A 19,124-nucleotide genomic window follows, 5' to 3' on the forward strand; every position below is an offset into this window, starting at 1 on the left:
TTGCGGGCCGATCGTAGGGGCGCGTACATGACCGGTGGGAGACCTCGGGCGGAACACGCGGGTGACGTCGGATGTCGTAGTGGCTGGTGAGGAGGATGAATTGACGGTTCGTCGTGTCGGTTCGATTCGGTCCGGCGGTTCTGGGAACGCGTGCGATGTGCTCCCGGGCGATGTGTGTCACATCGTGTCGGCCTCGTTACGCCCTTCCGGCGGTGCGCCACCGCAGGTAAACACGCGTCAACAATGCGTAAGGCCTCGGTGAAGTCGCCGTGCCCGATGTGCGCGATGCCCGGGGCCACGAGTATCGTCCTCACCTGCACAGACTCATACAGAACCCCTTGACACCGGAGGGTCCGTTGTCCCGCTTCGCGCTCATCAAGGCAGTGCTCGGCCCGGCCATGCGCCTGATGTTCCGCCCCCGGGTGGAGGGTGCGGAGCACATTCCCGGCGACGGCCCGGTCATCCTGGCCGGAAACCACCTGACGTTCATCGACTCGATGATCCTGCCGCTGGTCTGCGACCGTCAGGTCGTCTTCATCGGCAAGGACGAGTACGTGACCGGCAAGGGTCTCAAGGGTCGGCTGATGGCCTGGTTCTTCACCGGCGTCGGCATGATCCCGGTGGACCGTGACGGTGGCCGGGGCGGTGTCGCCGCGCTGATGACCGGGCGGCGGGTGTTGGAGGAAGGCCGCATGTTCGGCATCTACCCGGAGGGGACGCGGTCGCCCGACGGGCGGCTGTACCGGGGGCGGACGGGGATCGCCCGGCTGACCCTGATGACGGGGGCGCCGGTGGTGCCGTTCGCCATGATCGGAACGGACAAGCTTCAGCCGGGTGGGGCGGGGCTGCCCCGGCCGGGCAGGGTGACCGTGCGGTTCGGTGAGGCGATGGAATTCTCCCGGTACGAGGGGATGGACCGGGACCGGTATGTGCTGCGGGCCGTGACCGACTCGGTGATGGCCGAGGTCATGCGGCTGTCCGGGCAGGAGTACGTGGACATGTACGCGAGCAAGGCGAAGGAAGCGGCGTAGGTTTTCCGGGGCGCCTTTGGGCTCGGGTGGCCGTGGACCGTCGGCGGCTGCGGGTTGTGGTGGGCTTGTCGCGCAGTTCCCCGCGCCCCTGAGGGCATGACCTCAGGGGCGTTTGCCGGCTGAGCGCGTGATGGTCAGGCGTGGTTTGCCGGGCCGCCTTCCAGCTTCTGGCCTCGTAGCAGGAACCACGCCGCCACCGCCGCGGCCAGCAGGACCGCCGCGCCCACGCCCGCCGCGAGGGCCAGGCCGTCGACGAAGGACGTGCGGGCCGCGTCCAGCATCGCGGCGGCGCTGTGGGACGGCATGCCCGCGGCCGCCTCGACCGCGCCCCCCAGCGACTCGTGGGCCGCGGCCGGTGTACCCGAGGGGCCGGTGAAATCGCGATAGACGCCGGTGACGATCGAGCCGAGCGCGGCGATGCCGAGCGCGGCACCGAGTTCGTACGCCGTCTCGGACACCGCGGACGCGGAGCCCGCCTGCTCCTTGGGCACGCTGGAGAGGATCACGTCGGCGGTCACGGTGAACGAGAAACCGGCCCCCACACCGACCACCAGCAGCGCGGTCCCGAGCAGCGGGTAGCCGGTGGACTGGTCGAGCACCGTCAGCGCGGCCAGCGCGAGGCCAATGGCCGCGAGGCCCCCGGAGACGACGGCCCGTACCGACAAGCGCCGGGCCGCGCGCCCCGCGACGAGTCCGGCCACCACCGCGCCGACCGCCGCGGGCAGTTCGGCCAGCCCGGCCTCGAACGGGCGCCTGCCCTGGACGAGTTGCAGGTACTGCGACAGGAAGAACACCAGCCCGGACAGGCCCAGGATGGTCAGCAGATCGGCCAGCACCGCCCCGCTGAAACCGCGGTTGCGGAACAGCCGCATGTCCAGCAGTGGCGTCGGGAGCCTGAGCTGACGGCGGACGAACCCGTACAGGGCGGCCGCCCCCAGCAGGCCCGCGGCCAGGGTGGTCCACGCGAAGCCGTGGGTCGCCGCTTCCTTGATCGCGTACACGACGCCGATCATGCCGACCAGCGACAGCACGACGCTGACCAGATCCCAGGGGCCGGGGTTCGCGGTGCGCGACTCGGGCAGCAGCTTGATCCCGACCAGGACCAGCACGGCCATCACGGGCAGGTTGATCAGGAAGACCGACCCCCACCAGAAGTGCTCCAGCAGGAACCCGCCGACGATGGGGCCGACGGCCGTACCCGCGGAGGCGGTGGCGCCCCAGATGCCGACGGCGAGGCTGCGCTCGCGCGGGTCGTGGAAGAGGTTGCGGATGAGCGCGAGCGTGGCCGGCATCAGGGTCGCGCCGGCGACGCCGAGCAGTGCCCGCGCGACGATCATCATCTCCGGGGTCGTGGCGTAGGCGTTGAACACGGATATCGCGCCGAACGCCGTGGCACCGACCAGCAGGATCCGCTTGCGGCCGATCCGGTCGCCGAGGCTGCCCATGGAGACGAGCAGGCCGGCGATGACGAACGAGTAGACGTCGCCGATCCACAGCAGCTGGGTGCCGGAGGGCTTGAGGTCCTCGCTGATGTAGGGGGTCGCGAGACCGAGAACGGTCGCGTCGACGGCCACCAGCAGCACGGCGAGCACGAGAACGCCGAGCGCGAGCCAGCGGCCCGGGCGCTCCACCGCCTCGGTCGTCGACGCCGGCTGCAGGGTGCTGGTCATGATTCCTCTCTCCTGAGTGCGCCGCCGAGCATCAGCTCGACGATCATGTGCTGGAAGTCCTTGGGGGCGCCCTTGCCGCTCTGCACCAGCCAGGCGCCGGAGGCCATCAGGCCGTACAGCGCCTCGGTGAGCCAGGCGGGCGTGAGGTCGATGCGGAACTCGCCGCTGAGCTGGCCGCGCCGGAACAGGGCGGAGATCCGGTCGTCGATCAGGGCCCAGCCCGCGTTCTGCTCCTCGCCCTCGAAGAGCTGGTTCTCGGTGTAGAGGAACGCGAGCAGTCCGGCGGCCGGCTCGACGGCTCCGACGAGCCGGCGTACGGCCTCGCTCGCGGTGCCCTCGTCGAGCCGGGCCGCGTCCAGCGCGGCCTCGCACTCCGCGATGCCGAGCGCTTCCAGTGCCCGGACGAGGGCGTCACGTCCGGCGAAGTGACGGTGCAGCGTGGCCCGGCTGATCCCGGCGGCCTTGGCGACCTCGTCCATGGTCGCGGTGGATTTGCGGGTCAGCAGGGCCGCGGCGGCGCGCAGCACGTGCTCAGGATCGACAGCCATGAGACGACCATACCCCAAATGAGACATGAATGTCTCACTCGGGGCATGCGTGACTCACGGCTGCCGTTGAATGCGCGCGGAGGTGATCAGTGCCAGGGCAGCTGCGCGCGCCGCTCCCAGTACGCCTGAGGCTCCTCCACCAGGGTGGCGAGGCGGGTCAGCTGCTCGTCGTCGAGATCGACGACCGCCGCGTGCAGGTTCGAGGCGAGCTGGTTGGTGGTGGCGGCGCCGGAGAGGACGACACCGGCCCAGGGCTGGCGCAGGATGACGGCCAGGGCGACGGCGTCGCAGCCCAGCCCGGCCTGTTCGGCGATCTCCCGCAGGACCTCCGGGGCGTGCGGCCCGGCCAGTCGGCCGTTGGCCATGCCCTCCTTGACGATCACGGTGAGTCCGGCGTCGTGCGCCTCGGCGAGGGCGGGGGCGGCGGAGGTCTCCAGCGCGTTGTACGTGGACTGCACCGTACGGAAGAGGGGTTCGCCGTCGACCGTCACGGCGAGGGCGGCGCGGATCGCGTCCGCCTGGGCGGGGCCGCTGGTGGAGAAGCCGACGGTGAGGCCCCGCTCGGCGGCTTCCGCGAGCCTGGCGTGCAGTTCCTTGTCGGTGAGGGCCGGGCTGTCCGGGGTCACGGAGTGGATCTGGTAGAGGTCGAGCCGGTCGCCGAGCAGGGTCTCGCTCTCCGCGCGCTGCCGTTCGTAGGCGGCGAGGGTGTGGTCCTTGACCTCGTGCTTCTCGGCGTCCGTGGACCAGTCGGCGGTGTAGGTGTAACCCCACTTGCTGCCTACGACGATGTCGCCGAAGGCCGGCCTCGCCTTGAGCCAGTCGGCGAGGAACTCCTCGGAACGGCCGTAGGAGCGGGCGGCGTCGAAGTAGCGGACGCCCTGTGCGTACGCGGCGTCGAGGAGTTCGTGGGTGCGGGTGCGCAGCGTCTCGACGCTGCGGTCCTCTCCGAGGTCTTCTTCCCGGCCGAGGTTGATGTAGCCCGGGCGTCCGACGGCGGCGAGGCCGAGGCCGATGTGGCAGGTGGGGGTTGTGGCTGTGGCCAGGCGGGCGAAGGGCATCGGGGGCTCCGTTCGGTCGGCTCCGGTTCGGCTCCGACCCAACGTAACCCGCGATGACCTTCGCCTCAGAGCTCGGCCGTTGCGGTGTTTCGGCGAGTGCGGGTCGTCTTCGCTCGTTCGCGCAGTTCCCCGCGCCCCTGGAGGGCGATTCCCTCAGGCCTGCTTCCTGGCCACTGCCCACTCGTGCTGGGCCGCCACGTCCGCCTTCACCTCGGCCAGCTGGATCGCCACCGCGCTCGGGGCCGTGCCACCCCTGCCGTTGCGGGAGGCCAGGGCGCCGGGGACGTTGAGGACCGTGCGGACCTCGGGGGTCAGGTGGCTGGAGATCTTCGCGAACTGGTCGTCCGTCAGCTCGTCCAGTTCCTTGCCCTCCGCCTCGGCGGCCTTCACGCACTCCCCCGCGACCTCGTGGGCCACGCGGAACGGGACGCCCTGCTTGACCAGCCACTCGGCGATGTCCGTGGCGAGGGAGAAGCCGGCCGGGGCCAGTTCCGCCATGCGCTCGCGGTGGACGGTGAGGGTGGCCATCATGCCGGTGAAGGCCGGGAGCAGGACCTCCAGCTGGTCGATGGAGTCGAAGACCGGCTCCTTGTCCTCCTGGAGGTCGCGGTTGTACGCGAGCGGGAGGGCCTTGAGCGTGGCCATCAGGCCCGTCAGGTTGCCGATCAGGCGGCCGGACTTGCCGCGCGCCAGCTCCGCGATGTCCGGGTTCTTCTTCTGCGGCATGATCGACGAACCCGTGGAGAACGCGTCGTGCAGGGTCACGAAGGAGAACTCCTTCGTGTTCCAGATGATGACCTCTTCGGCGATCCGGGAGAGGTTGACCCCGATCATCGCCGTGATGAACGCGAACTCGGCGACGAAGTCGCGGGAGGCCGTCCCGTCGATGGAGTTGCCGGCGGAGCCGTGCTCGAAGCCGAGGTCCTTGGCCACCGCCTCCGGGTCCAGCCCGAGGGAGGAGCCCGCCAGGGCTCCCGAGCCGTAGGGCGAGACCGCCGTGCGGGCGTCCCACTGGCGCAGCCGCTCCGCGTCCCGGGAGAGGGACTGGACGTGGGCCAGGACGTGGTGGGCGAAGAGGACGGGCTGGGCGTGCTGGAGGTGCGTGCGGCCGGGCATCGCCACGTCGGGGTGGGCCTCGGCGAGGCCGATCAGCGCGTCCTGGAGCTCGGCGACGAGGCCGCCGACGATCCGGGCGTGATCCCGCAGGTACATGCGGAAGAGGGTCGCGACCTGGTCGTTGCGGGACCGGCCCGCGCGCAGCTTGCCGCCCAGGTCGGGGCCGAGGCGCTCCAGGAGGCCCCGCTCCAGGGCGGTGTGGACGTCCTCGTCGGCGATCGTGCCCACGAAGGAGCCGTCGGCGACGTCCGCCTCCAGCTGGTCGAGGCCGGCGATCATGCGGGTCAGTTCGTCTTCCGTGAGCAGGCCGGCCTTGTGGAGCACGCGCGCGTGGGCGCGCGAACCGGCGATGTCGTACGGCGCGAGGCGCCAGTCGAAGTGGACGGACGCGGACAGCTTCGCCAGGGCCTCGGCGGGACCGTCGGCGAAACGACCGCCCCAGAGCCGGACGTCACCGCTGTTGCTGCTCACCTGCGTGCTCCTCAAGGGGTGTGGATGTGCCTCACCGTCATGCATGAGTATGCAGAGGTCTGCATGATTCGTCAATTCAGCGGGGCTGAGGAGGGGATTTCGGCCAGGCGAGAGGAATTTGAAGATCCTTTGAACGCGGGAAACCGCTTACCCGTACCTCTCGCCGAACGCAGGCGCCGCGTTACGACACCGACGACACCCCCGACCCTAGTGAGGCATCCGCATGTCCAGGGCTCTTCCGAAGTACAACAAGCGTCGCGTCACGTTCATCGGCGGCGCCGCCGCGGTGGCGCTGTCCGGCACGGTGATCGCCGGCTTCGCCCTCGCCGGGGAGGGCTCCAAGAGCGACGGGACCAGCGCCCGGACACTCGCGGGCCCCGGCACGATCACCTGCCCGGACGTCAGGTCGAAGCTCCCCGCGGTCCCCGCCTCCGCCAAGGCCGAGGTCGACCGCAACCTGACCCTGCTCAACACGCAGATCCAGGAGGCCAACAAGCGCCTGGTCGACACCGTCGGCCAGGGCGGCCCGAACTTCGTCCAGAACGCCATCCTCGGCCCGCTCAAGGACAAGCGCGTGGCGACCGTCAACCGCATCGCCACCGCCATCGGCCGCACCGCCGCCAAGCCGCAGGGCCTGGACTCCCTGGCCACCTGCACGCTCAACGGCGCGAGCACCAACGCGGGCGGCGGCGCGGCCGGCAAGCCGCAGGCGGGCGGCAACGCGGGGAACGCCGGGAACGCCGGGAACGCGGGCAACGCCGGGAACGCGGGCAACGCAGGCAACGGCGGCGGCGCAGGCACGATCACCTGCCCGGACGTCAGCTCGAAGCTCCCCGCGGTCCCCGCCTCCGCCAAGGCCGAGGTCGACCGCAACCTGACCCTGCTCAACACGCAGATCCAGGAGGCCAACAAGCGCCTGGTCGACACCGTCGGCCAGGGCGGCCCGAACTTCGTCCAGAACGCCATCCTCGGCCCGCTCAAGGACAAGCGCGTGGCGACCGTCAACCGCATCGCCACCGCCATCGGCCGCACCGCCGCCAAGCCGCAGGGCCTGGACTCCCTGGCCACCTGCACGCTCAACAAGTAGGTGACAGGCGCTGTGGCCGCCCCGTGGGAGCGCCGGCCGGGGCGGCCACGGCATACGTCCGCGCGGGGTCCGGCAGAGGTGACCGGATCCCGCACTTCCCTGGGCGCGATTCCTTAGACAGCCGAAAGACCTGCGAGCATAATCGTTCGACATGGGAAAGACTTATGAGCGCATAGACGGCCGGCTCCGCACGTTCATCGAGGCGCAGCCGGTCTTCTTCACCGCCACCGCTCCCCTGGCCGCCGACGGCACGGTCAACCTCTCGCCCAAGGGGCTCACGGGCTCCTTCGCGGTGCTCGACGAGCACACGGTGGCCTACCTCGACTTCGCCGGTTCCAACGCCGAGACCATCGCCCACCTCCGGGAGAACGGGCGGATCACCCTGATGTGGTGCGCATTCCAGGGCCCGCCGAACATCGTCCGCGTGCACGGCAGAGGTGAGCCGGTCTTCCGCGACGACCCTCGCTTCGGGGAACTGCTCACGCACTTCCCGGACATCGACACGACCCAGCACGGCCTGCGCGCGATCATCGTCGTCACCGCCGAACTCGTCCGCGACACCTGCGGTTACGCGGTGCCCTTCATGGCGTACGAGGAGGACCGGGACCTGCACGGCAAGCGGTTCGCCCGGGAGGACGACGCCTCGCTCAGCGCGTACTTCAGCAAGAAGGAGCACATCGCCAGCAGCCTGGACGGACTACCCGGGCTGCCGTTGCCGCTGCCCCCCTCTACCGTCTGAGGCATGCGCCCCGGTGCCGTCGCCCTCGCCGTCTCCTCCCTGATCGTGCTCGGCGCCGGGCCGCCCGCCCCCGCCCCGCCGCTGCCGGCCCGGATGGCGGACACCGGCGGCGGCACCCAGCTGATCACCGCGGTGGCCCCGGGGCGGGCCTCGACGACGGGCACGGTCGTCTGGTGGGACCGCGGCAAAGACGGGCGCTGGGTGAAGAGGGGCTCCGCGCCGGCCCGGTTCGGAGCGAACGGGCTCGTCGGGGGCGCCTCCCGCAAGCAGGGCACCAGTACCACACCCACCGGCCTCTACGGCCTGCCGTACGCCTTCGGCATCAAGGCGGCGCCGCGCGGGACGGCGTACACCTACCGCAGGGTGCACCACGATTCCTGGTGGTGCCAGGACAACGACTCCCGCTCCTACAACCGCTGGAGCGAGCCGCGCGCGGCCGACTGCCGGGCCGCCGAGGCCGAGCAGCTGATCGCCTACCGCGCCCAGTACGCGCACGCGCTCGTCATCGGCTTCAACTACGGGCGTCCCGTGCGGGGGCGCGGCGCGGGCATCTTCCTCCACGCCAACGGGCGCGGCGCGACGGCCGGTTGTGTCTCCGTGCCCGAGGACGCGATGCGGCGGATCCTCGTCTGGGCCGACCCAGCACGGCGGCCGCACATCGCCGTCGGCACCCGGAGCGGGAAGACGGCCGTCACGCGGCTGTGACGGGGTGCGGGCCGCGCGCGTGTTACCAGCGGTCACCGCTGTCAGCACCCGACCTGGAACACGGCTGAACACTCCCGTCTCCCGGCACGTATCTGTGGGCCAAGGGTCAAGTCCCCACGGAGGAACCGTGACCACCACGCTCGCAGGCGGACGTGCCGCCCGCCGCCAGACGATGCGCCGCATCCGCCCGCGCCGCTCCCCGGCCGTCCCGCTGCTGATCGCCCTGTGGGCCGGTGCGGCGGCCGTGCTGTGGCTGTGGTGGGACAACACACCGTCCCTCGCGGACAACACGAGCAAGATCCTGGCCGCCGGCCGGATCACCGGCCTGCTCGCCGGCTACCTCATGGCGCTGGTGGTGCTCCAGATGGCCCGGGTGCCCGCGCTGGAGCGCCGGGTGGGCACCGACCGGGTCGCGCGCTGGCACGCCATGACCGGCCGCTACACGCTCTGCCTGGTCCTCGCCCACGTCTTCCTCATCATGTGGGGCTACGCCCTGCAGGCGGGCAAGGGGCTCGGCGACATCGTCCAGCAGACGACGGACTCCATCAACCAGCTGCCCGACATGGGCAAGGCCGCCATCGGCACGGGCCTGCTGTTCGTCATCGGCATCCTGTCGATCGGCGGGGTGCGCCGGCTGATCGGGTACGACACCTGGTACCACGTGCACCTGCTGACGTACGCGGCGGTGTACCTGACGTTCTGGCACCAGATCACCACCGGCAACGAGTTCGCCGTCGAGCCGGCCGCTAAGACCTTCTGGTACGGGCTGTACGGCGTGGTGACCGCGCTGGTCGTCTGGTACCGGATCCTCACGCCGATCCGGCTGAACATGCGACACCGCATGCGGGTGGCGGCGGTCATCGAGGAGACCCCCGGGATCGTGTCCGTGCTGATCAGCGGGCGCAAGCTGCACCGGATGGGCGCGGAGGCCGGGCACTTCTTCCGCTGGCGGTTCAAGGCCCCGGGAATGCGCTTCAGTTCGCACCCGTACTCGCTGTCGGCGGCGCCCCGCCCCGACATGCTGCGGATCACGGTCAAGGCGATCGGTGACCACACCTCCCGGCTGCGTGATCTCGAACCCGGCACCAAGGTGTGGGCCGAGGGCCCGTACGGCGCGATGACCGCGCAGCGCCGCAGCCGCGGCAAGGTCCTGCTGGTCGCGGGCGGTGTGGGCATCACCCCGATGCGGGCGCTGTTCGAGACGCTGCCGGGGGCGTCCGGCGACATCACCCTCCTCTACCGGGCCAACACCACCCAGGACCTGGCGCTGTGGGGCGAACTCGCCAAGATCGCCGACGAGCGCGGTGCCCGGCTGATGTACGCGGTCAACAGCCCGGAGGGGGAACGCCCGGACATCTCTGCGGAGTCCCTCCAGCGCAAGATCCCGGACATCGACGACCACGACGTCTTCATGTGCGGTCCGCCCGGTTTCGCCCAGTCGGTCTACGAGGCACTGCGCGGCGCGGGAGTACCCGCTCGCCGTATCCATCACGAGTCGTTCGAGATGTGAGCGACGGGACACCAACGGTCTTTCAGGAGTTTGGGAAACGATGAGGAAGTCTCACCCCGTCCGGCGTGCCGTGCTCGCCGGCGCAGCCACCGTCTCCGGGATCGTGCTGCTGCTGTCCCTGAAGCCGGCCTCCGACCCGGGCTCGGCCCAGGCGGCGGGCCAGGCGCCGCCGGCGGCGGCCGGGCAGGCCCCGCAGGGCGGCGTGAACGGCGCGGTCACCGGTGACGCGGCGCAGACGCAGTACGGCGCCGTGCAGGTCCGCCTGACCATGGCCAACGGCAAGATCACCCAGGCCGAGGCGGTCCAGGCCCCCAAGGGCGGCCGCAGCGACCAGATCACGGCCAGCTCGGTGCCGCGCCTGAACCAGGCGGCGGTCGCGGCGCAGAGCGCGGAGATCGACGCGGTCTCGGGCGCCACGTACACCAGCGCCGGCTACAAGAAGTCCCTCCAGTCGGCCCTGGACAAGGCGAAGGCCTCGGCCGGGTCCCAGCAGGGTTCGGGCGGTGCGCAGACGCTGACCGGCGATGTCGCGCAGACGCAGTACGGCCCGGTGCAGGTGCGGGTGACCGTCGCGGGCGGGAAGATCACCAAGGCCGAGGCGGTCCAGGCCCCCAAGGGCGGCCGCAGCGACCAGATCACCTCCTCCTCCGTCCCCCGCCTCAACCAGGCGGCCGTAGCGGCCGGAAACGCGGACATCGACGCCGTGTCGGGCGCCACGTACACCAGCGCCGGCTACAAGAAGTCCCTCCAGTCGGCCCTGGACAAGGCTCCGGCCGGGGGCGGTTCCTCGCAGGCCGCGGGCTCGGGAGGCGGCCAGGCCGCGACGCGGACCCTCACCGGCAGTGTGGCGCAGACGCAGTACGGCCCGGTGCAGGTGCGGGTGACCGTCGCGGGCGGGAAGATCACCAAGGCCGAGGCCGTCCAGGCCCCCAAGGGCGGCCGCAGCGACCAGATCACCTCCTCCTCCGTCCCCCGCCTCAACCAGGCGGCCGTAGCGGCCGGGAACGCGCAGATCGACGCCGTGTCCGGGGCCACGTACACCAGCGCCGGCTACAAGCAGTCCCTCCAGTCCGCGCTGGACCAGGCCGGTGGCTGACACGGTGACCGACTCCGCACAGGCTCCCGCCGCGGTACGTCATGCCGAGGAGACGATGGGGACCGTCTTCTCCTTCGACGTCCGCGGCGGGGAACCGGCCGCGGTGCGCGCGGCCCTGGACGAGGCCGTCGCCGGGCTGCACCGGGTCGACGAGGTGTTCAGCACGTACCGCCGGGACAGCCAGATCTCCCGGCTGCAGCGCGGGGAGCTGACCGTGGCGGAGTGCGACCCCGAGGTCGCCGAGGTGCTGGAACTGGCCGCGGAGGCGGAGCGGAGAAGCGACGGCTGGTTCAGCACGTCGTATCAGGGCCGCCTCGATCCGACCGGCATCGTCAAGGGCTGGGCCGTCGAGCGGGCGGCTCGGCGGCTGGCGGACGTGCCCGGGGTGTGCGGAGTGAATCTGAACGGCGGCGGCGACGTGCAGTTGCTCGGGACACCGGGTGGGCAGCGGCCGTGGCGCGTGGGCGTGTCCGACCCGTTGCGTCCGGGGGGTCTCGCCGCGGTCGTCTCCGCGGCCGGGACGGCGGAACTGTCCGTGGCCACGTCCGGCACGGCGGAGCGGGGAGATCACATCGTCGACCCCCGTACGGGACGTTCCGCCGTGACCGACCTGGTCGCCGTGACGGTGGTGGGTCCCCGGCTGACGTGGGTGGACTGCTGGGCGACGGCGGCGTTCGCGATGGGTTCGCGGGAGGGCCTGGCGTGGCTGGAGTCGCTGCCGGATGTGGAGGCGCTGCTGATCACGGCTGGTGACGAGGTGCGTTGTACGGGGGGCTTGGCTGCGAGGCTGGGGTGAGTTCCGGCTGGGGCGGGGCGTCCCGCAGCCCGGCGTAGCGGGGTGCCGCTTCTGTGGGACGGGTGCCCGCAGCTAGGCCGACCCAGGGGCGCGGGGAACTGCGCGACAAGCCACAGCGCACCCGCACCCGTAGGACGGGTGCTCAGTGCCCGTTCTGCGCCAGCCTCAGCAAATGGTCGGCCAGCGCCTGCCCACCCGCCGGCTCCCGGCTGATCAGCAGCAACGTGTCGTCACCGGCGATCGTCCCCAGGATGTCGTGCAGCTCGGCCTGGTCGATCGCCGAGGCGAGGAACTGCGCCGCCCCCGGAGGGGTCCGCAGCACCACGAGGTTCGCCGAGGCCTCCGCGGAGATCAGCAGCTCCTGCGAGAGCCGCCGCATCCGCTCCTCCTTCGCCGACCCGCCCAGCGGCGCCCGGGGCGTACGGAACCCGCCCTCGCTGGGCACCGCGTAGATCAGGTCGCCGTCGGCGTTGCGGATCTTCACCGCGTTCAGCTCGTCCAGGTCCCGGCTGAGCGTCGCCTGGGTGACGCTCAGGCCGTCGTCGGCGAGCAGCTTCGCCAGCTGGCTCTGCGACCGGACCGGCTGCCGGTTGAGGATGTCCACGATCCGGCGGTGGCGGGCGGTGCGGGTCTGCGGCACGGCGGGCCCGTTCGCCCCCGGCTGCTCGTGGTCCTGCGCCTGGCTCATCGTCGTCTCATTCCCCGGATCGTCCGTCCCCGCTGACTGCCTGGAGGATGCCGGGCAGCGCCCCGAGGAACGCGTCCACCTCGTCGTCGCGAAGGTTCAGCGGCGGCATCAGCCGGACGACGTCGGGGGCGGGCACGTTCACCAGGAATCCGGCCTCCTGAGCCGCCTGGCGCACCTGGGGCGCGAGCGGCTCGGTCAAGACGATACCCAGGAGGAGTCCCGTCCCCCGGACGAAATCGATCAACTGGTGGCCGAGGCCCTCGATTCCGTCCCGCAACCTCTCGCTCTGCCGTTTGACGTTCTCCAGCAACCCCTCGTTCTCGATGGTGTCGAGGACGGCGAGCCCGGCCGCGCAGGCGACCGGGTTGCCGCCGAAGGTCGTGCCGTGCTGGCCGGGCTGGAGCAGGTCGGCCGCGCGCCCGAAGGCGACGGTGGCGCCCAGCGGCAGCCCTCCGCCGAGCTGCTTGGCGAGGGTGACGATGTCGGGCAGGACGCCTTCGTGGGCCTGGTACTCGAACCAGTGCCCGGTCCGGCCGATGCCGGTCTGCACCTCGTCGAGGACGAGGAGCGCCCCGGTCGCGGCGGTGATGGCCCGGGCGGCCTTGAGGTAGCCGGCCGGCGGGACGACCACGCCGAGCTCGCCCTGGATCGGTTCGAGGATGACGAGCGCGGTCTCCTCGGTGACCGCGGCGGCCAGGGCCTGCGCGTCACCGAACGGCACGTGCGTGACGTCGCCGGGCAGCGGCAGGAACGGCTCGCGCTTGCTTGTCTGGCCGGTCATGGCCAGGGCGCCCATGGTCCGCCCGTGGAAGGCGCCCTCGGTGGCCACGATGTGGGTCCGCCCGGTCAGCCGGCCGATCTTGAAGGCTGCCTCGTTGGCCTCGGCGCCGGAGTTGCAGAAGAAGACCTTGCCGTCCCGGCCGAACAGGTTGAGCAGCCGCTCGGCGAGGGCGACGGTCGGCTCGGCCATGAAGAAGTTGGAGATGTGGCCGAGTGAGCCGATCTGCCGGCTGACGGCCTCGACGACGGCCGGGTGGGCGTGGCCGAGGGCGTTGGTGGCGATGCCGCCGACGAAGTCGAGGTACGCGTTGCCGTCGGCGTCCCACACCTTGGTGCCCTCGCCGCGTGCCAGGGGCAGCAGCGGGGTGCCGTAGTTGTTCATGAGCGCGCCCTGCCACCGCTCGGCGTACTCCTGATGGGCGGTCATACGGCTTCCCCCTCGTGCTCGTCGGGCACGACCATCGTGCCGATGCCCTCGTCGGTGAAGATCTCCAGCAGGATCGAGTGCTGGACCCGGCCGTCGATGACCCGGGCGGTGGTGACGCCGTTGCGGACGGCGTGCAGGCAGCCCTCCATCTTCGGCACCATGCCGGACGACAGGTCCGGCAGCAGCCGCTCCAGCTCGGTGGCGGTGAGGCGGCTGATCACCTCGTCGCTGTTCGGCCAGTCCTCGTAGAGGCCCTCGACGTCCGTGAGGACCATGAGGGTTTCGGCGTCCAGTGCAGCAGCGAGTGCCGCAGCCGCCGTATCAGCATTGACGTTGTAGACATGTCCGTCGTCCTGGGAGCGGGCGATCGAGGAGACGACCGGGATGCGGCCGTCGGCGAGCAGGGCCTCGATCGCGCCCGTGTCGATCGCGGTGATCTCGCCCACCCGCCCGATGTCGACCAGCTCGCCGTCGATCTCCGGCTGGTGCTTGGTGGCGGTGATGGTGTGCGCGTCCTCGCCGGTCAGGCCGACGGCGAGCGGCCCGTGCTGGTTGAGCAGCCCGACCAGTTCGCGCTGGACCTGCCCGGCCAGCACCATCCGTACGACGTCCATGGCGTCCTCGGTGGTCACCCTCAGGCCCGCCTTGAACTCGCTGACGATGCCGTGCTGGTCGAGGGCGGCGCTGATCTGCGGTCCGCCGCCGTGCACGACGACGGGCTTGAGGCCGGCGTGGTGCAGGAACACCACGTCCTGGGCGAAGGCGGCTTTCAGGTCCTCGTCGATCATGGCGTTGCCGCCGAACTTGATGACGACCGTCTTGCCGTTGTGCCGGACCAGCCAGGGCAGCGCCTCGATGAGGATCTGCGCCTTGGGCAGCGCGGTGTGCTTGCGTGTCGATCCACTGCTCATGACGAGTACGCGCTGTTCTCGTGGACGTAGTCGGCCGTGAGGTCGTTGGTCCAGATGGTGGCGGTCTCGGATCCGGCTGCGAGGTCGGCGACGATGTGCACCTCGCGGAAGCGCATGTCGACCTTGTCGCGGTCCTCGCCGACGCCGCCGTTCTTGCAGACCCAGACGCCGTTGATGGCGACGTTGAGCCGGTCGGGCTCGAAGGCGGCCCGCGTGGTGCCGATCGCGGACAGGACACGGCCCCAGTTGGGGTCCTCGCCGTGGATCGCGCACTTGAGGAGGTTGTTGCGGGCGATGGAGCGGCCCACCTCGACGGCGTCGTCCTCGGTCGCGGCGTTGATCACCTCGACCTTGATGTCCTTGCTGGCACCCTCGGCGTCCCGGATGAGCTGCTGTCCGAGGTCGTCGCAGACCTGCCGTACGGCCTCGGCGAACTCCTCGTACTGAGGGGTGACGCCGGCCGAGCCGGAGGCGAGCAGCAGCACGGTGTCGTTGGTGGACATGCAGCCGTCGGAGTCGACCCGGTCGAAGGTCGTGCGGGTGGCGTCGCGCAGGGCCTTGTCGAGCGCCTCGTCGTCGACGGCGGCGTCGGTGGTGAGGACGACGAGCATGGTGGCGAGGCCGGGGGCGAGCATGCCCGCGCCCTTGGCCATGCCGCCGACGGTCCACCCGTCCTTGGTGACGACGGACGTCTTGTGGACGGTGTCAGTGGTCTTGATGGCGATGGCGGCCTTCTCGCCGCCGTGCTCGGAGAGCTGGGCGGCGGCGGTCTCGATGCCCGGGAGCAGCTTGTCCATGGGAAGCAGGACGCCGATGAGGCCGGTCGAGCAGACGGCGATCTCGACGGCCCCCCGCCCGAGGACCTCGGCGGCCTTCTCGGCGGTCGCGTGGGTGTCCTGGAAGCCCTTGGGGCCCGTGCAGGCGTTGGCGCCACCGGAGTTGAGGACGACGGCGGACACCTGCCCGCTCTTCAGCACCTGCTCGGACCACAGGACCGGCGCGGCCTTCACACGGTTGGAGGTGAAGACGCCCGCGGCGGCGCGTCGGGGGCCGGTGTTGACCACGAGGGCCAGGTCGGGGTTGCCGTTCTCCTTGATCCCGGCGGCGATGCCCGCCGCCGTGAATCCCTTTGCTGCCGTCACACTCACGGCGCAACTCCGATCGTCGTCAGTCCGGTGGTCTCGTCGAGACCCAGGGCGATGTTCATGCTCTGGACGGCACCGCCCGCGGTGCCCTTGGTGAGGTTGTCGATGGCGCTGATCACGATGATCCGTCCGGCGGCGGCGTCGTACGCGACCTGCACCTGAACGGCGTTCGAACCGTAGACGGACGCCGTGGCGGGCCACTGGCCCTCGGGAAGCAGGTGCACGAACGGTTCGTCGGCGAAGGCCTTCTCGTAGGCGGCGCGCAGGGACTCGGCCGTGACGCCGTCGGCGGCCTTGGCGCTGCACGTGGCGAGGATGCCGCGGGGCATCGGCGCGAGGGTCGGTGTGAAGGAGACCGTGACCGGCTCTCCGGCGGCCGCGCTGAGGTTCTGGGTGATCTCGGGGGTGTGCCGGTGCACGCCGCCGACGCCGTACGGGGACATCGAGCCCATGACCTCGCTGCCGAGCAGGTGCGGCTTGGGCGCCTTGCCCGCGCCGGAGGTGCCGGACGCGGCGACGATCACGGCCTCGGCCTGGGCCAGGCCCGCCGCGTACGCCGGGAAGAGGGCCAGGGAGACGGCGGTGGGGTAGCAACCGGGCACCGCGATGCGCTTGGACCCCTCCAGCGCAGCGCGGGCGCCCGGCAGTTCGGGAAGGCCGTAGGGCCAGGTTCCGGCGTGCGGCGAGCCGTAGAACCGCTCCCAGGCGGCGGCGTCCGTCAGGCGGAAGTCGGCGCCCATGTCGACGACGAGCACCTCCGGGCCGAGCTGCTCGGCGACGGCGGCGGACTGCCCGTGCGGCAGCGCGAGGAAGACGACGTCGTGACCGGCCAGGACCTCGGGGGTGGTCTCCTGGAGCACTCGGCCGGCCAGGGGCAGCAGGTGCGGCTGGAGCGCACCGAGCCTCTGCCCCGCGTTCGAGTTGCCGGTCAGGGCACCGATCTCGACCTCGGGGTGCGCCAGGAGCAGACGCAGCAGTTCCCCGCCCGCGTACCCACTCGCTCCGGCCACTGCCGCACGTACCGCCATGGATCCTCCTCCTTAGAGGGCATGACTATACGTTTCGCTGCACGTTTATGCAATCCCAAGCAGGGGCGGCGGGGCTGCCGCGGTGTGACCGAGAATTTTGCTTGGCACCTGGAGCACGCTAGTCGGCGAATCTTGGTCCCGTAGCACTGTGTTGCGGTGAGCAGTGATACGCCAGTTGGAACCTGGTCATGAGAGTTGGAACCAGTGCGGCCGACGCCGACCAGGCTCACCACCATGTCCGAGCAGTCCCCCGACCCTCGCATGCAGTCCTTGATCAACCAGCTCCGGCCGGGGGCTGTGAGAACGGTGAAGGTCATCGGGTTTGACGGAGCGGACGTCCTGGTGGAGCTTGCGGATGCCGACGGAGGGACCGAGATCGGTCGGATTCCTAGACAGGAGGCGTCGATGCGCGGGATGGCGCATCCATCCGAGCTGTTTGAGGTCGGCCAGGAGATCAACGCCGAAGAGATCGGGCGTTGGCGCGAAGGCCAGCTTCACCTCTCCTCCAGGGCGTGCGAGATTCCGGCCTTGTGACCCTTCCTCCTCGCGTTTGAACGAGGGCAGGTCGTCGCTGGGACGGTCTCCGAGGTTCGTAACTTCGGGATCTTCGTTCACGTCGATGGCGAACCGGACGGCCTCTGCACCGGCTGAATTCCGGGTGCCGGACCTGCGACGGCTTTCCGGAGTGGTTGACGTTCCCAGTTGCTGCTCATCGCCGACATGCTGCCGTCCCTGACTTGAGTGGGGCCGCTGCACTTGCGGCTCGGCGTGACATGGCTCGAATGGCGCCAGGTGTGCTCGATGTGCGGTACAGACACACTCGCGCCATGGGAGCGCACCCATCGCGTCGATCCTGCGGGAATCCGGCAACGGGCGCCACGAGAAAGCGATTTCCCCAGGTCATCGGTTTTCGCAGGGGTCACATAAAGGTCGTGCGCGGCTCTTGACGTTCGGCAGGCCGAACGGATGTCATGGGGCCTGCTGTTGGGTCTCGTTTACTTCTGATCGGTCGTGTGCCCTTCGGCCTGGACTCGATGGCCGCTGCCCAGCCCCAGGAGTCGCCATGCAACTCTCTTCCTCCGGTCTCTCCTCTCCCGGCCCCGACCGCCGCACGCTGCTGCGGGGGATGGGCGGGGCCGTTGCGCTAGGCGCCGGCATCCCCTTGCTGAGCGCCTGCGGCGGTAGCGGTACGGCGAGTGACCCGAAGACCGTCACGGTCGGTTCCAACGCGTCGGACGCGGTGCCGAAGAAGGCGTTCGCGGACATCTACGCGGCCTACAAGAAGAAGTCCGGGATCACGGTCGACGTGATCACCAAGGACCACAACACGTTCCAGGAGCAGATCAACTCGTATCTGCAGGGCACGCCGGACGACGTGTTCCACTGGTTCGCCGGCTACCGCATGCAGTTCTTCGCGGGCAAGGGACTGGCCACGCCGATCGATGACGTGTGGAAGACCATCGGGGACAACTTCTCCGTCGCGATGAAGGTGCTCAGCCAGAGTGAGGACGGCAACCACTATTTCGTCCCGCTGTACACGTACCCCTGGGCCCTCTTCTACCGGAAGAGCGTCTTCAAGCAGTACGGCTACGAAGTTCCCACCACCTGGGACCAGTTGGTCGCGCTGTGCAAGCGGATGATGCAGAAGGACGGGCTCGTCCCGATCGCCTTCGGCGACAAGGACGCCTGGCCCGCGATGGGCACCTTCGACCAGATCAACTTCCGCGCCAACGGCTACGACTTCCACGTCGAGCTGATGGCCGGCAAGGCCTCCTGGCTCGACGCCAAGGTGCGCAAGACCTTCGACCTGTGGACCGAGCTCCTCCCCTACCACCAGGACGGCGCCGTCGGCCGCACCTGGCAGGACGCCGCCCAGACTCTGGCCTCGAAGAAAGCCGGCATGTATCTGCTGGGCACCTTCGTGGCCCAGCAGATCACCGACAAGGCCGCACTGGAAGACCTGGACTTCTTCGCCTTCCCGGAGATCGACCCGGCGTACGGGCAGGACACCGTCGAGGCGCCGACCGACGGCTTCATGCTCAGCAAGGCCCCGAAGAACAAGGCCGGTGGCTCCCCGGCCGCCGAGCAGATCTACCTCAAGTCCGACCCGAGCGTCGTCGCGGCTTCCAGGACGGCGGACACCTCCTCGTACACCCCCCTGCGGAAGAAGGCCTACGAGATGATCTCCGGCGCCAAGCACCTCACGCAGTTCATGGACCGCGACAGCCGGCCGGACTTCACCTCCACAGTGATGCAGCCCGCGCTGCAGAAGTTCATCCGCGATCCGAAGGGGATCGACCGTCGATGGTCGCCTTCTA

The 19,124-nt window shown here is 70.4% G+C and carries 17 protein-coding genes and 2 pseudogenes; 10 read left to right on the forward strand and 9 right to left on the reverse strand.

Features of this window, described 5'->3' with window-relative positions; genetic code table 11:
- Positions 1-356: 356 nt before the first annotated feature.
- On the forward strand, positions 357-1,031 hold the full coding sequence (locus tag HNR57_RS21320; protein WP_184561730.1) for a lysophospholipid acyltransferase family protein: 675 nt from the start codon (positions 357-359) through the stop codon (positions 1,029-1,031).
- A 134-nt stretch (positions 1,032-1,165) separates the two neighbouring features.
- Here the strand turns inward: HNR57_RS21320 and HNR57_RS21325 are convergent, their stop codons facing one another.
- The 4 genes from HNR57_RS21325 to argH all read right to left on the reverse strand — a co-directional run bounded on the left by HNR57_RS21325 (position 1,166) and on the right by argH (position 5,894).
- Positions 1,166-2,701 carry an MFS transporter gene (locus HNR57_RS21325; RefSeq protein WP_184561732.1) on the reverse strand — a complete coding sequence of 512 codons (1,536 nt, stop codon included), beginning with the start codon at positions 2,699-2,701 and terminating at the stop codon, positions 1,166-1,168.
- Positions 2,698-3,249: a TetR/AcrR family transcriptional regulator gene (locus HNR57_RS21330; protein ID WP_184561734.1), complete on the reverse strand. Its 552-nt coding sequence runs from the start codon at positions 3,247-3,249 to the stop codon at positions 2,698-2,700. The genes HNR57_RS21325 and HNR57_RS21330 overlap by 4 nt, the downstream gene beginning before the upstream one ends.
- An 86-nt stretch (positions 3,250-3,335) precedes the next feature.
- Complete coding sequence (locus tag HNR57_RS21335) at positions 3,336-4,307, reverse strand: aldo/keto reductase (protein ID WP_184561736.1); 972 nt, start codon at positions 4,305-4,307, stop codon at positions 3,336-3,338.
- A gap of 153 nt (positions 4,308-4,460) precedes the next feature.
- Positions 4,461-5,894 carry an argininosuccinate lyase gene (argH, locus tag HNR57_RS21340; RefSeq protein ID WP_184561738.1) on the reverse strand — a complete coding sequence of 478 codons (1,434 nt, stop codon included), beginning with the start codon at positions 5,892-5,894 and terminating at the stop codon, positions 4,461-4,463.
- A gap of 223 nt (positions 5,895-6,117) precedes the next feature.
- Between argH and HNR57_RS21345 the strand changes: the two genes are divergently transcribed.
- The 6 genes from HNR57_RS21345 (at position 6,118) to HNR57_RS21370 (ending at position 11,827) form a co-directional block, all read left to right on the forward strand.
- Positions 6,118-6,981 carry a hypothetical protein gene (locus tag HNR57_RS21345; RefSeq protein ID WP_184561740.1) on the forward strand — a complete coding sequence of 288 codons (864 nt, stop codon included), beginning with the start codon at positions 6,118-6,120 and terminating at the stop codon, positions 6,979-6,981.
- 151 nt (positions 6,982-7,132) lie between these two features.
- Positions 7,133-7,720, forward strand: coding sequence for a pyridoxamine 5'-phosphate oxidase family protein (locus tag HNR57_RS21350; protein ID WP_184561742.1), 588 nt, complete (start codon positions 7,133-7,135; stop codon positions 7,718-7,720).
- Positions 7,721-7,723: 3 nt separating this feature from the next.
- Entirely contained in the window at positions 7,724-8,425 is a 702-nt protein-coding gene (locus HNR57_RS21355; protein WP_184561744.1) for a L,D-transpeptidase family protein, read from the forward strand.
- A gap of 127 nt (positions 8,426-8,552) precedes the next feature.
- The gene (locus tag HNR57_RS21360) at positions 8,553-9,935 is read left to right on the forward strand and encodes a ferredoxin reductase family protein (RefSeq protein WP_184561746.1); all 1,383 of its coding nucleotides are present in this window, start codon (positions 8,553-8,555) and stop codon (positions 9,933-9,935) included.
- Positions 9,936-9,975: 40 nt separating this feature from the next.
- Positions 9,976-11,031, forward strand: a complete 1,056-nt coding sequence (locus HNR57_RS21365; protein WP_184561748.1) for an FMN-binding protein — start codon at positions 9,976-9,978, stop codon at positions 11,029-11,031.
- Positions 11,024-11,827 carry an FAD:protein FMN transferase gene (locus HNR57_RS21370; protein WP_313674285.1) on the forward strand — a complete coding sequence of 268 codons (804 nt, stop codon included), beginning with the start codon at positions 11,024-11,026 and terminating at the stop codon, positions 11,825-11,827. Before HNR57_RS21365 ends, HNR57_RS21370 begins: the two co-directional genes overlap by 8 nt.
- 142 nt (positions 11,828-11,969) lie before the next feature.
- Here HNR57_RS21370 and HNR57_RS21375 read toward each other — a convergent pair whose 3' ends face one another.
- Genes HNR57_RS21375 through argC form a run of 5 tightly spaced genes read right to left on the reverse strand, consistent with a single transcriptional unit; the run spans position 11,970 to position 16,806 of the window.
- A complete protein-coding gene (locus HNR57_RS21375) occupies positions 11,970-12,515 on the reverse strand; it encodes an arginine repressor (RefSeq protein WP_184561750.1) in 546 nt (181 codons plus the stop codon).
- A 7-nt stretch (positions 12,516-12,522) separates the two neighbouring features.
- Entirely contained in the window at positions 12,523-13,722 is a 1,200-nt protein-coding gene (locus HNR57_RS21380; RefSeq protein ID WP_184561752.1) for an acetylornithine transaminase, read from the reverse strand.
- Complete coding sequence (argB, locus tag HNR57_RS21385; RefSeq protein WP_184561755.1) at positions 13,719-14,633, reverse strand: acetylglutamate kinase; 915 nt, start codon at positions 14,631-14,633, stop codon at positions 13,719-13,721. Before argB ends, HNR57_RS21380 begins: the two co-directional genes overlap by 4 nt.
- A complete protein-coding gene (gene argJ / locus HNR57_RS21390) occupies positions 14,630-15,781 on the reverse strand; it encodes a bifunctional glutamate N-acetyltransferase/amino-acid acetyltransferase ArgJ (protein ID WP_184561757.1) in 1,152 nt (383 codons plus the stop codon). The genes argB and argJ overlap by 4 nt, the downstream gene beginning before the upstream one ends.
- Positions 15,778-16,806 carry an N-acetyl-gamma-glutamyl-phosphate reductase gene (gene argC / locus HNR57_RS21395; RefSeq protein ID WP_184561759.1) on the reverse strand — a complete coding sequence of 343 codons (1,029 nt, stop codon included), beginning with the start codon at positions 16,804-16,806 and terminating at the stop codon, positions 15,778-15,780. The genes argJ and argC overlap by 4 nt, the downstream gene beginning before the upstream one ends.
- Positions 16,807-17,040: 234 nt before the next feature.
- Here argC and HNR57_RS21400 point away from each other — a divergent pair, with 234 nt between their 5' ends.
- From HNR57_RS21400 to HNR57_RS21405, 3 genes and pseudogenes are all read left to right on the forward strand, one after another.
- Positions 17,041-17,340: a S1 domain-containing protein gene (locus tag HNR57_RS21400; RefSeq protein ID WP_246554813.1), complete on the forward strand. Its 300-nt coding sequence runs from the start codon at positions 17,041-17,043 to the stop codon at positions 17,338-17,340.
- Positions 17,341-17,367: 27 nt separating this feature from the next.
- Positions 17,368-17,457, forward strand: a pseudogene (locus tag HNR57_RS40310) (S1 RNA-binding domain-containing protein); the annotation flags it as partial.
- Positions 17,458-17,869: 412 nt separating this feature from the next.
- Positions 17,870-19,105: pseudogene (locus HNR57_RS21405) on the forward strand (ABC transporter substrate-binding protein); the annotation flags it as partial.
- Between the last annotated feature and the right edge of the window lie 19 nt (positions 19,106-19,124).

The sequence above is a fragment of the Streptomyces paradoxus genome (genome assembly GCF_014202475.1).
Taxonomy (GTDB): Bacteria; Actinomycetota; Actinomycetes; order Streptomycetales; family Streptomycetaceae; genus Streptomyces; species Streptomyces paradoxus.